10 protein-coding genes are annotated in these 13,844 nt (G+C 44.9%); all 10 read right to left on the bottom strand.

Annotated features, from left to right (window positions below; all coding sequences use genetic code 11):
* Window position 1: 1 nt before the first annotated feature.
* Complete coding sequence (locus CXK86_RS08825) at window positions 2-1,957, bottom strand: hypothetical protein (protein ID WP_076251168.1); 1,956 nt, start codon at window positions 1,955-1,957, stop codon at window positions 2-4.
* A gap of 11 nt (window positions 1,958-1,968) precedes the next feature.
* Complete coding sequence (locus tag CXK86_RS08820) at window positions 1,969-2,379, bottom strand: hypothetical protein (RefSeq protein WP_076251166.1); 411 nt, start codon at window positions 2,377-2,379, stop codon at window positions 1,969-1,971.
* An 18-nt stretch (window positions 2,380-2,397) separates the two neighbouring features.
* Window positions 2,398-2,814 (bottom strand): hypothetical protein, encoded by a 417-nt coding sequence (locus CXK86_RS08815; protein ID WP_076251164.1) that lies wholly within the window; start codon window positions 2,812-2,814, stop codon window positions 2,398-2,400.
* On the bottom strand, window positions 2,814-5,954 hold the full coding sequence (locus tag CXK86_RS08810; RefSeq protein WP_076251163.1) for a M23 family metallopeptidase: 3,141 nt from the start codon (window positions 5,952-5,954) through the stop codon (window positions 2,814-2,816). The genes CXK86_RS08815 and CXK86_RS08810 overlap by 1 nt, the downstream gene beginning before the upstream one ends.
* Before the next feature lie 15 nt (window positions 5,955-5,969).
* Window positions 5,970-7,322 (bottom strand): hypothetical protein, encoded by a 1,353-nt coding sequence (locus tag CXK86_RS08805; RefSeq protein WP_076251161.1) that lies wholly within the window; start codon window positions 7,320-7,322, stop codon window positions 5,970-5,972.
* Between the two features lie 100 nt (window positions 7,323-7,422).
* Entirely contained in the window at window positions 7,423-8,073 is a 651-nt protein-coding gene (locus tag CXK86_RS08800) for an S-layer homology domain-containing protein (RefSeq protein ID WP_076251159.1), read from the bottom strand.
* Window positions 8,074-8,096: 23 nt separating this feature from the next.
* Entirely contained in the window at window positions 8,097-11,924 is a 3,828-nt protein-coding gene (locus CXK86_RS08795; RefSeq protein WP_143781243.1) for a hypothetical protein, read from the bottom strand.
* 67 nt (window positions 11,925-11,991) lie between these two features.
* Window positions 11,992-12,324: a hypothetical protein gene (locus CXK86_RS08790; protein ID WP_235200726.1), complete on the bottom strand. Its 333-nt coding sequence runs from the start codon at window positions 12,322-12,324 to the stop codon at window positions 11,992-11,994.
* A 20-nt stretch (window positions 12,325-12,344) separates the two neighbouring features.
* Window positions 12,345-12,824, bottom strand: a complete 480-nt coding sequence (locus CXK86_RS08785; protein WP_076251155.1) for a hypothetical protein — start codon at window positions 12,822-12,824, stop codon at window positions 12,345-12,347.
* A gap of 128 nt (window positions 12,825-12,952) precedes the next feature.
* Complete coding sequence (locus CXK86_RS08780) at window positions 12,953-13,774, bottom strand: hypothetical protein (RefSeq protein ID WP_076251153.1); 822 nt, start codon at window positions 13,772-13,774, stop codon at window positions 12,953-12,955.
* Window positions 13,775-13,844: the final 70 nt, after the last annotated feature.

Raw genomic sequence — 13,844 nt, 5'->3', positions numbered from 1 at the left:
CTTATTTTATCTCTTTCAAAAATGCAATCGTAATTACATCTGGTGATGGGGAATGCTTGAATAGATTCAACGGACTCTTGATACTGAAAAACTTGTAAACCTCTGTCCACGTACCCAACGCAGGTTTGGAAGGATCTTTCAGAATTTCTGTATCTACGATTAATTCATCGCGATTGACCAAATTATGGTCGTATATCGCAACTACACCGTCCATATAACCCCGATATCCTTCTGCCTGATGCACAAGGTAGATTGGGCTTGCGTGATACTTTCCTGTCCAGAGAGATTTCTGGAACCCATCCGTATCTACAATCAATTTCGAGAGGCCCGGGGGAAGTTTACCCACAGAAGGATAGTTCGGAAGATGCGAAATAAATGCCGGGTAATACCGCTGGAACAAGACATTACTGCGTGTCTTCAACATGGACATGGAGTCCATACCATTTGAAGTGTACTCACCGTATTTGGCATAGATATCCGGATTAAGATCCGTGAGAATATCATTTTTCGTATAACCTGTCATATCTGTTCGCAGATCACCCATGCCAACGGTGACACCAAAGTTTCCTCCATGGTCGTAATCATTGAACGGAACGATCTTGCCTATGTATCCAAAACTGCGGTAATAGCTATGAATATTCGGAGAAGGATCACCTTCCAGAACAAGAACTACTCGATCATTGTTTACCGATAAAGTGTAAGCTACCAGGTAATCCGGTCTGCGTTTTTTGTTAGGCAACCATGACGTGGTAGAATGTCGTCCGTGGAAAAATCGAGCTGCCGGGCTTACGATCTCTGTCTTGCCGTCATAATCCAGCTTCCACTTCGTGGATGGTGGGATGAAAGGTTTAATGGCTGATGAATCATTCCATGTTAAATACATATAATGTGCCTTCAATTGGTCAATGACTGTAGGTGCTTTCCCAATCGTTATGGTTGCAGGATCACAGATCCCATCATACGTTTCGCTCTGGCTTCCTTGAGCAACTTTCCCCTCGAAACCTTCTCCATAGTAGATGTTAATGTAATTCCAGTCATTGGGTGGCTGCTCAAACATGACATAATAATCTCGAACCTGAATCCCTGTGGGAACTGTAGGAGTTGCTTTCACTACGGTCTGAGCAGTTACATTGTTCAATACATCAGCTGTATAGAACAGTTCATCGAACTTGTAAAGTTGCTTTACAGGTTCATAAAAACTATCAACAATTGCTCCCCACGCCCAATACGGACTCCTGTCATAATAATTATCTGGTCTTGAAAAGTTGTATTGAAACTTTCCTTTCGGTGCAAGCTTGATTGCGTACGCCCAATCAGTTGGCATTTCTGTAACAATCTCAAACTGGTTCCACTCTTTTGATGGCTTTGTTGTTCCATCGAGTTTTCCAATTACCTGACGCACCAGATACGCTCTGTACCCGTCTGGAACTGAATTATCTAAAACAACGGTTACCAAGCAGCCAGGAACATCAACATATTTTGTTTCATTTGTCTGAGTGTCTTGGTAATTAAATTGTAAAACCTGAATTTTACGTCCTGTCTTATAATTGCCGTAAGTTTTTCCGATGTTTGCTGTGCCTGGTTGAGTCATGCCTTCCACTGCTTCGTCAAAATAGGTTTGCCTTACTTCCCATAAACATCCATCCGCATCTAGAGCAGAGTCTCCTGTGTAACTTTTGGCTTCCGTCCAATCCGGAATTTTGTATACTTCATACTGATTTCCATCCGAATGGGTGTACATGCCAACAATTCCTTTGTGATAACTTTTACTGTAGGTCACCCACTCAGCTCCGCTAGATTCGTAGACTTTCTCCCAGCGATTGGCGTCAATCCCGCCCTCTACTTTGGGAATATCAGCACCTACGATTTCATCGGCCAGCGTGTTAATTAGTTTTTGTGCTTCCGACTCTCCGTCAATATAAGCGGCAAAGTTCGTCTGCGGTTTTTGCAGTGCCATCGTCACCCTCCTTATCTCAAAAATTTGATGTTGTACCAGACCGACTTGGCTTCAGCCACCGCGTTAAAAAAGTCAAACGTGATGGTCGTTCCCGCCGGAATCGGGTAGACAATTCCGAAACTGTTACCCATGGAAACCGACTCGGGAAGTTCCTTCGTATAGATGGTACGACATACCTTCTCCGTCCCGATCATCAGCTCCCAGTAATCGCCGACACAGTAGTGGCTCGCAGCAAACGCAATGCTCAGGAACTCTGTGTCATACGCCAAGGTGAACGTATCAGACTTGGTGGTCTTCGCCGCCGGAATGTCCAACATCTGTCCCCGAATGAACGGGATCGTCTTTTTACTGAAGTGTGGGTACGGCAGCTCGCGCACTTTGTCGATGACGCCACCCGCGATGTAAGATACATTAAATGCCATGGAACCACCTCCTACATGTTATATACGACTTACGCTCGTTCCAGTTAAGCGTCCTTCGTCATCATAATTTAGACCAATATTGTAAGTGAACATGGACTCTCCAGCTGGATCATATGTACGGGCCGTCACCTGCGTTAGCCTGTAATACTTGTAATAATCATAATCCGGGTGGGAATAGCCCACCCCTGAAGGAAAGTCTTCCTCCTCCTCTGAGCCAAACTTCATCCAGATCGAGACCTTCCATGCTGATTCATACAAGAGGTCTGCCCCTGTCACTCTGTCCGGGTCCTGCATATGCTCCCGATATAATGTAACGGAAGGTTCACCTTCAAGAGGAGAAACATTTGAATTGGAGATACTGCTATATTTGCGAAGCTCCCGGTGGATTAGATCCAGCACGGGAAATACAATATTTTCATTCACAATGCCGGCCATTACACCATCACTCCCTTTCTTGCCCACATCATATCAATGACCTGTAACATGCCACGGTCGACCGAATAACTGGTTTTAATACTTTTAATCGTATATACAGCCCGTGTGGTGGTCGTTTTATCCGTCACAATGACGTTGTCGAGCAGATCAAGCGCAGGATTCGCAGGAATGGATACCTGTAACGTACGGCACATACGTTTCATATCAAAAAAAGCTCGTTCTGCCACCTGTCTTTTGGCTTCAACCGTCTTCGCCCAAGGAACGGCCAGCACCATGGTTCGGATTTCTCCTTTGAGTTCGAGCAAAATCTCCTTGTCTACGAAACTGCTCTGAATATCATTCGAGTCAATAACAACAATGTGGCTTCTTCCTCTGGACCAATCCGTGGATTTGGTAATGGAGATCAGATTGTCATTCTCAGAAAACTCTGTCACGACCGGTTTGTCATAATTTAAGCGCTCCAGTCGGTACGTACCATAACGGTCACAGTAGCTTCGATACGGAATCTCCGAGATCACCTCCTGAACAGCTTCCGTAACTTTGGCAGACCATTGCTCAAACGTCTTGCCATACTCCTCAATAAATGGATTAAGCCATCCGTTCGGTGTCAGCACCGTGCTTGCGTCCTTAACTTCAAACTCACCTTCCTGACCCGGTACGGGGACAATGACCCTGCCCGTCTTTTGATTCACTTCAATCAGATAGGTCTCGTCAATCACGTAGTCAGGATAAGAGCGATCCTTACTGGTTGCCCGCCAACCCACCATACCCGCATGTTTAACCAGATCTAGTACAACCGTTGATTTGACCCAAGCAGGCTTTTCAAATTCTACAGGCTGAGCTGGTGTTGGTGTAACTGCCGGGGTGGAGGTTGCTGTAATGGTCCAGCTTGCCGGATCTGCGAGCATCTCCTGATAATAGGTCCATACCTTGTCCACCCAATTCTCCCGATCTTGACTCCAGGTCATGGGAGCAATGTCTCCACCATTGTGGAAATAAAGTACATCGGCTTTTGAAGTCACTTTTTTACCTCTGGAAGCTAGTGCTTTGGACATCCGTTCTGCTCCGCGCTTCATTTGCTCCTGAATACCTGCGTATTTATCAGTACACGGTCCCTCACTAGGACAGCCATATCCAAGAATAAAGCTTCCGTTCTCATCTTTACCCTTCCCCTGTGTTCCGAGAACGGTCTCGTGCCTGCATATCGCAAGCAAAAACTTATGATCAGGCACACCATACACTGCAGCTTGGGCCTGTGCAGCCTGAATTATGGATGATGTCCGGTCCGTGCCAGCTGCTGCAGGCGGCACCGGATCTGGCACATTATCAATCTCTTCTACCTCTGGATAGGCTTTTTTCTCGGAAATGACTTTCTCGATAATGCGCTTGTACATATCTCGGGCCGTAATCTCCAGCGTGGAGCCTTCGCCATTGATGTCCACCTTGTCAATCAGTCCCGTAAATACCCGCATCATGTGCTGACCATATCCCATATATATGCGTATCGGTGTATTTTCACTCAGAACCCCGATATGGAATCCGTTTGCAAAATAAGACCATGGAGACGGTACACCACCAAGCTCGGGAAAATGAGCAGGATTATAATCCGGAGAGAAGAATCCTCTCGGATTGGAGATCGTCAGTCGTGCTTCCCTGGCTTCAGAATCAAACTGATCATCAATTTCGGCACTAATGATATTGGGAAGAACCTGCGTGTCCATATAGACAAAAGACCCGACCTGAATAACATCCGTCTCTGTCCTTCTATTATTGATAAAATCTCCGTAGCTGTTCGTTTGATAATATCCTTTGGACGGATCTAGCCCTTCTTCACTCTTTTGATTCTTCAACGGAGCAGGCAACAACTCTTGTATGCGAATATAATCAATGGCGAATTTTTTATACTTCTTACTCGAAGCAGGAACAGACCCGGTTGGGACAGTGGAGTTTTGTTTGCCCCCATAGGTCACCTTAATCTTGATACTCTTGGCTTTTGCAGGGATCACAATATTATTCAATTCCGTCAGTTTGGTCAGATCATATGCCCCGTTAAACTTATTCACATAGGCATACGTTTTACCATCAATCACCACCGCGAAAGAATCCCCTTCTGCTTCACTAAAATTAGTCCCCATTCCAATACTAAGCAGCCCTTGCGTGGGCATACTCAGTTTTGTCACGTTAATCTCAAATTCAGCTACGGCGGCTTTGCCTTCAAACGTATACAGTAACTTGCCTCCTGAATCAAACATAGTCCAGCCCGATTCAATCTTGGCATAATCCGAAAATTTCAATCCGGTTGTATAAACGTCTTTCTCATGCCAGTTTCGCTTGTCGAACTTCTCATTCAGTTTAATCTCTCCGGGATATCCCTCGACTTGAACCGGCTTTACATCAGTAAATGTTGTTTTCGCATTTCCATGCAGTTTGCGCTGTCCGCTCAGATATAATCTAGGATCAACTGGCTTGCCGCCCTCTCCGGTTCTCGTTGTTGGATTGACTCCTTCCCAAATTTCAAAATGCAGATGTTTTCCCTTGCCCGCCGCACGTTCTGCCGCAGACACCTTATGACCACCGGTATACACGCCACCTGTATTGCCCAGCGTTCCAATGACAGCCCCTTGAGCTACTTCATCATCCACCGAACAGAGAATTTCTTTCAGATGAAAATATTTGGTGATAACACCATTATCATGTCTTATATTTACGGCATTACCGGCACCTTCTGTTTTATTCAAGGATGTTCGGACTACTTTTCCGGCCCATGCAGCCAAAATTGGCGTTCCGATCTTCTCCGACAAATCGATGCCTCGGTGAATTTTTGACGCGCTATTACGAGGAGCACCAAATTCATCTGTAACAGGAGTGGTAATCAGCGTTTTACCCTTGATCGGAAAACAAATCTCCTGAGCATTCGCTTGAGTAGAACCGTTATATATACCATTACTCGACTCATCTACCCAAACGGATTCTGTACTGATGATGGGTACTTGCTCGGTTACGATATGCCTGAACTCTTCTGTCCGTCCCGGGATAAAGGCCAGCCGATCTACTTCGACACGGATATTGGGAAGTGCTCCTTCCCCCAGCTTCAGACGTTGGGACAGCACATTCATAACCTCATCCGAAATTGGAATCATTTTGTAATCTCCCCCTTACTTGAATCGCTCGATGGTCCATTTCATGAATCGGTCCAGGAAAGCTACGGCTTCAGCCCGGGTCATAGCGGAATTTCCAAGGAACCATAGCTCTGCCTGCTCTGTGCCATTTGTAGGTCTCCCCATATCTGTTACTATCGCTGCACCATCCAGCTTGTTATTGATAGGAATTCCATTAATTAGTGGATCATTGTTCGCAAATGTTTCGTCTTCCATTTCCGAGACGGCTATTTTCCAGAAAGCATCCTTGGACTGTTCTACCCGCTCACCTTTGGTTTGATAATAAATGGCTGAAGCTTTGCCGACATCTGCGAACCTCTCGCTCACATCTTTGAGATAATAGAATGTCACTTCGTCGCCTTCTGAAAAAGGTTGATTAAATACAACCGTGTGGTTGTCAATTTCCGAATAAGCCGGTGTTTCTGGGACGTTATCTTTTTTTTCGTCTTTAAATTTCACTGTAATTTTAAGTTTCTTTTTACCTGCCGGATAATTGCCATTAAGTCTAAACACCCGTTGACCCTGAAATGCCGTAATAGGCTGATTAATCTCCGTCGTTGGTGCTTCCATGTCCGTAAATCTGGCATAGAACACTTTGCGCAACTTGTTAATCAGATGAAATGCTTCTCCCCGCTGTATAATGGCATTAGGAAAAAAACAATTGTTGTATGCTGGTTTGAGTGTTGTCGCTTTGATATCTTCACTCTTGAATTTGTTATTCTTCGTCCAATAATTGAACTTGCAAGTGACACCGTTCAGATTAAAAGGAAGAAACACCGATCCCCCCGGGCTGACACAATATACATCCGTTCGGTAACCAATAGCCTTTGTTGCAATTTTGGTTACCGCCGCGGCATCCCCCTTGGTATCACCCCATACCTCGGAAGGAATACTGAGTCTGCGAAGCGGTTGGCCTGCTGCATACAAATATTCCTGATGATTACGACTGAATGGATCGTAGAAATAGGTCGTCGCTGCACTAAGTTCAGCTCTGGGCAGATCTCCAGTCCAGGAGACGGGCGGCCTTTTCCAAGCACTGTCCAGCAACGGTTCACCATAACTACAGAAGGACACCACCTGTCCTGCTTTTACGCCCGTATACAACTCCACATCAGTTAATCCCTTACTATTGGTTTCAGCCGTTTGGTAGATCGTTTGAACACCGTCAATAAACACATACAGTGGATTGTCATCTGTTGGTTTAATCAGCACAGGCAGACTAAATGAGGTTTGCCCCGCTTTCCCTTTGATTTCTTCATATACAAAAGGCTTGCCTTCCTCAAACTTGTTATAGTTGATTCCGGCCACAAAGACTTCACCATCTTCCAAAACCATATTCGTGGCTTCCATAACATCGTTATAGAACCAGTCCCCTTCGTTTACATCAACCCATTTTCGTATGATAAACACCTCCTATCTTTAGAATAGACAGAAAAGAGAGTAGGTCACCCTACTCTCGAATTGTTCGTTCCAGCAAACGTTTAGTACGCATCAGGAAAGTAACAAACTCTGCTCTGGTTATGAAGTTTTCCGGTCTGAAATATAGAATGGGTTTGCCATCCAATTGTGTTATAACCGTCAGTCCCAAATCAGCCAAGCGTTCAATGGAATCTCTTGCCCAGTGGTCCTTCCCTTCTGTTGTCTGTAAATCCTGAAACTGTATTGCACTCTTACGGTCATATCCATCTTTTTTGATCAGGGTCATGGTCAATTCGACCTTGTACCCCTTCTGATCTTTATCCATCGTATCCTGATGGTAGAAAATAGGGTCAACTTTGATGGACTCTACAACACCAACATAGATATTACCCTTCTCATCATAAAATTTGTGCGTCCAGCCTACGTACATGACGTAGTTGTGATAGGCCTGCTTGTCTTTAAATAGAAAATTAATAATTGCCTTGTATGAAGACACTCCCATTTGATGAAAATGTGAGGGTGCATTAATCATTTTAATTTCCCTCACTTGCGGATTGGGCGAAGGTGAAGAGTACGGATCAATAATTCTTCCGTTCACTAGCTCGAACTTCATGCCTGTATCTACATACAGCTTTCTTTTATACCGGTCATTAACTAAGCCAAACGGATCTTGCTGAGTCATATCAGATGCCCTCCTAACCTATTTTATCTGGGGTAATTCCTTCCCATTCCCGCACCAACATTGCTGGCCATTCGGTTTGCAATACCAGGACTGTTCTGCCGCAGTGTCTTGTCCAACGTAGATGTCAGTCTCTCCACATCTTTTGTACTGCCTGTCATATTATCGATGTTCACATGAACCGTGACATCACCTGAGCCAACCATCACACTTTTATGTGTATTGTTCGTCGTCATGTAGTCAAAGTAATCCATGACCTTAAGACCTGATGGAATGTTGAATGAAGATATCGGTTTATCCATTTTTTTGCTAATTTCATACAAATTTTTGGACTGTTCTACACCCAATGCTTGGATTTGTTTAAAAATCTCCATATATTCATTTGACCCTGGTTTAAACACACCACTATTCAGCAGATTCTTCCAATCTTGCTTGATCGAACTTATTTGTGAATTCATTTCAGATGCACGGGATTTGTTCAATGCAATTAATTCTGGTGCATCTTCCTTACCCCCATTAGCCGCAAGAAGATCATACATTCGTTTATCATAATCCAACTGTGTCAACTCAAACTGATCATTCATCTTGCGTCTAAGCTCATCAATCTGGCTGTTTTTAACACCATTCAGTTCAAGCTCTGATTGTGCCTTCTGCTGTTTCTTCTCATTGATCTCCAGGCCCAGTTCATCTTTATCCTTACCTTCAGCCATCTTGTCGTACGTCTTCTGTAAACTTGCAATGGCCTTATCGAAGAACTTGATATTCTCTTGCAAATATTTCTCCATTAGCGCGCGCATCTGACCAGAATCTTCGCGAACACCACTAATCAACAGGCGGGATCGAGTGACTTGGTAATTGGTTTCGTTATCACTTGTCGATTTGTTAAGCTGCCGATTAATCTTGGCGATCATTTCATCAATACCATTGCTTTGCGGCTGTGGCCTATAACCGTTAGCAATAGTTCCTATTCCACCCGCAGCAGGAATATACTGCATTTGAGGTTGAATATATTGTATCTGCGGTGGTTGTTGTTTGTTGTCCCCAGGCGGTTTTCCAGACTCTTTATCCATTTGAATCTGGGCTTCTTTTTTCTCCTGCTTATAGTTGTATTCCTTGCCCAGTTTCTTCTCAACTGCATCTCCGCCGTCTTCGCTCCATACCGCCTTAAATCCCTTCCAGTAATCCCCGAACTTGTTATTGGTAGCACTTTTTCCGAATATTGAACTCATTGTGCCAGACACAGCAGCATCCATCCCCAGGTTTAACCCTTTCCACACTTTCCCTACAAAAGATGACTGCTCCATATCCTTGAAATCTTTGGCCAACTCTTCTTTATTGGTTGCGCGAATACTCTGCTTCTCCGCTTCTGACTTCCCCATGTTGTTTAATGGATCGACAAGACCAGAGACGACATCCATAGCGGTCATCGCTAACCCAAGTGCTGGTACAGCTTTTAAAGGCCTCAATAATCTCCCGCCGGATTTGACTAATTTCGAAAATTTTCCGGGTGTTTTAATCCCACGGGCAGCTTGCTCCGCATTGATGTCACGCTGAGTAATCGAGTTGCCTTGTCTATCTCGAAGAATATTTCCATCTTTATTACGGATCGGGGCATTGCTATCAAAAAATGCTTTGCGATTGCCTGTATCTTTCATATCCTTAAATCTGGAAAGAAGACCTCTTTTGGGTGTGTTTTTATTCCCTTTTTTCGAGTCGCCCCCCGGATTGAATTCATCCATTATCGCGTCTTTCATGACATCTTTGATCAGGTCTTCATGACGAGCTACAAAGGTTTTGTTCTTGGGTTCTTCCTTGTCATCCTTAACAGGGGATCCAGGGGATCCAACGCTTCCTGCACCTTGAGTAACTAACAATCCTCCTGGACCACTCATCATACTCGCGAGCTGAACCTGTTCAAGTTCCTTCAGTTTGGATATGTATGCTGTAGCATCGATCATGCCTTGTCTAAAAGAAGCATTTAACTCATTGACTTCGGTTCTCAATGTGGAGAGAACATCATTCAATAGAGTTGACTGTTTACGCAGCTTCTGGATCTCGGATTCGTACCGTTGAACATCGGTTGAACCGTATGTAAACTCAGCATTAAGGAAATACAACTTATTTCGTAGTTCAACCGCATCGAGGTCCATGTCATCCATCGCCATCATCAAAACTCTAGCTTGGTGTTCAAGTTGCATCATTGCTCTACTCGTGTCATCCAACTCTCGCCCTAGAAACTCAAGGCTTCGCTTCGTCTTTGCAATCTGAATATCGAGTGAATGCATTTCTTCTCGCAACAGAAGAAGTTCTCGACTATACGTTTTGACTCGCTTCTCAGCTTCGTCACGTTCTTCTGCATGAATGGAAGAAGCCGCTGTATCCCCATCTTGTATAGCCTGATTGTACATTTTATGTTGATGATCTCGGTTAGTCCGAGCCTGAAGTACCTCACCTTGCTTGGCTGCGGCCCTACTTTGAATTTCTGTTCTGCGATGATCCAGAGTCTGTAGACGACTCTGCTGTCTGCCCATTTCTTGCGCTACACCAGCACGTTGCACATCCGTGACTCGAAGTGGCTCGGGAACGTTGCTCCCCGTATTTTCGACTTCCCCTGGATCCGTATTTGTAGCACCGTATCGCTTCTGATCGCCTTCATTCATCACTTCACCGAACTTATCCCACGCAACCTGAACTCCGACTTCATCCATAATTCGGTTAAGCACTTCCATATGATCAACAATGCCACCCGTACGATCTCCAATTAACCGCATGACTGCGATAAGATAATCGCCCAGCTCGGCAAATTCCTCTTTCAACCCTTGCATCGCCTCATGTGTTGCAATCTGAAATGCGATTTCGATCTGTCGTTGTCGGAATTGAAGGTTGTCTCTGCTTCCAGTGCGCTGATGGACCGACGCGTTTGCATCCGAAGCCTTCAATTGTTCAGCAAGAAGATCGAATCTAACTCGATTCGATGCAAAGCCCTGCTGAGGATGATCTCCTTTTGACTGAACCAACAATCCAGCCTTGCTAATCCAGTTGGCTAATGCATCCTCTTGTGCAAGCGTTCCATCAGGGTTACCAGCCATTGGAAGGGTCTGACGCATCATATCCATCAAGTCCTGAATGCCAACATCCAACATCGTTGAAGCTCTGATCATCATGTCTGTGACTTGGGACAGATCAAAGCTACTGCTTCCCCATGCCGGAGTAACAGCTTCCAGACCTGTTGCCGTCTGTTCTACATCCATATTGCCCACTGAATGCAGCTTGGCTACTTCTTCAGCAAACGCGACAGCTTCAGATGAATGATCATAATTACGAGAACCAATACGATAGGCAAGACCTACATCTTCCTGATCCATACCATGTTTCAGTGCAATTCGTTGCAGATTTTTGACCGTTCCGGTTTGTGTGAATTGCCCACTGCCATTTGTAGTCCCAGACGATCTAAGCTCCAAATTTTGGTCGGCCCGGCTTATCTGTTGATCCATCTGCTGCGACGAGTCAAGGGATTTCTTAAGTAATGTTGTTGAATACCCCTTGGTTTCACCTGCTGAAATATATTTCATCGTATTCATCACGGAGTCTATCAACCCCTGTGAGCCAGCTGCAGATACATCCTTCATTTCACTGAACGCTCCACGATAAAAGTGCTCCAAATCGGTAGTCAATGTTTCAATCATTTGCGACTGCATATCACTTCTGATTGTCTCCACTCGTCTAATCAGTGTGCTAACGCCTGAAGGGGAACTCTCTTTCAGTACTGCGTTTTGTCCAGTTAATTGATCCTTATCCGTTAATATTTCTTGTGTTAAGGAATGTTTATCTCCTTGTCCTTCTGTTTCAGTCAAAAGAATCACCGCCTTTATGCATAAATCCCGTTCTACCTTCATTTAGGCAAAACGGGATATCTCTCTCTTATCCTCCGAGCGCTTGTGCAAGCATACCGATATCATCTTCTGATATCTCTGCGTAATCCTCGTCATTGAAGGTTCTTTTACGTCTGACGGTCCCATCTTCTTCGACTTCCTCGCCCCCACCGCCACCGAACATGCGAAGAGGTGCTGTCATAAGCTCAACCTCAAATTGAATATATTTCTCGGCTGACTTGCACAGCTCCGCAACCTGAGGGAGTGTGTACTCCCAAATCTCCCACTTGTTCAGCCCACAGTGTTTATGGAGGGTGAAGAAGATTTCTCCCCAGTGAACAGGTTCCTGTGTTTCCGTATCACGGATTTCGGTTCCCTCCAAAGACTCCCCCTCGGTGCGTTCTACTTTTTTAAACCATTGAGTCCAATGAGCATATCAATGACTTTGCGAGCTGTGTTCAGATCAAGGTACTCATCCAGATACTCTCGATTGATGGTATACTCACCATGCTCATCTTTGGTCACGATATGTGGATAGTTTTTGAATGCCATTGCCAATACATCAAATAAATCCTGCTGCCGCTTTTCATCCAGTTCATCATTCTCAGTCGGAATGAAGTTAAGAATAATGGCATCGATATTCACCGTTTTTAGCAACTTCATCAGACGGCGGGCATCCTTCAGGTTACATGGCGGAATACGATATTTCCGTCGATCCCTCAGCGTAATAATCTCATCATCTTCAAAGAATGCACGCTCAGCAGCTTCCACTTCCTCCGGAGTCACCCGTTTGTTTTCCGGATCATCTTTGATTCGTTTCGCCGCTTCCTCATTCAGCTTTTCCGCAAGCTCACGCTCGGCTTTTTCTTGTTCTGTTTCCATGAATTTAAAGACCTCCCCAGGACATTCTCCCCCATATAATAAAAAACCTGGCAAGGCAAGGCTCTGTGAAGGGGAGGACACAGATGCCGTTTGATACCTTGCCAGGAGCAATCAACTTTATTTAGATATTAGATCTTGCTTGGTGCGCTGAAGCGTTTGATACTGCCGATTTTTCCATCAGCACGTTCAGGGTCAAGAATCTGCAAAGAGATTGCAGATGCAGAAGCGGCAGCGCGCTGGGCATTGATGCTGAATGTACCTTTTGCACGGCACATGTACAGCTCGGTTTCAACACCTGCATACGAACCATCTTTTTGCTGGAACGTCCCGTGATGAACGACAGAGATTGGGAATGGTACTTCGTCAACCAACAGATCAACCATGTCTACAATTTGATCTCGCTTGTAGTTCAACACAATCTCTTTACCGATATGGAACGCATTCAGGATGACTACACCGTTCGCTTCGTCGTAGAAGAACGCATTGGGTTCCACGGCTGTTCCTTTAGTAGTGAGTTGTTTCAGCAACGTGTTGGAATCTTTGAGACGAACCGTAATGTCACCGTTACTTCCATAGATATCACTTACATGCTTCGGTTTGGCTTCCGCAAATCCAGAATTGGAAACGCCTGCAGCCACTGTAGACTGCTCATTCAGCACCCATACATAAGACTTCACTTGCTCTTGTACCGTTGAACCCATCATCAGCTGGATCGCATCCAGATCGAATTTAGCATCTGTTGCCGATACTTCGATCGATTTCGACTTCACCAGTACATCAATGGCGAACAGACCGTCACCACCAAAGATGTCCTCAAGCTCCACGTTAAGGTCAATTTTCAGATCTTGCAGGGTGCCCAGGGTAACTACCTCAATTTCGCCCATCGGATCTTTTGGAAGGCGTTTAGCCATAAACGTACCTACACCTTTGATAATCATTTTTTTAGCCATTGAACAGTCCACTCCTTAGGATAGTATGTATTTTTAGCTACGGAGACTTGCTTAAGCCGGGATCAGGTTA

This window comes from Paenibacillus sp. BGI2013, from assembly GCF_002843485.1.
Taxonomy (GTDB): Bacteria; Bacillota; Bacilli; order Paenibacillales; family Paenibacillaceae; genus Paenibacillus; species Paenibacillus amylolyticus.
Note: the sequence above shows the minus strand (reverse complement) of the source record. Positions and strands in the feature narration are given on the sequence as shown.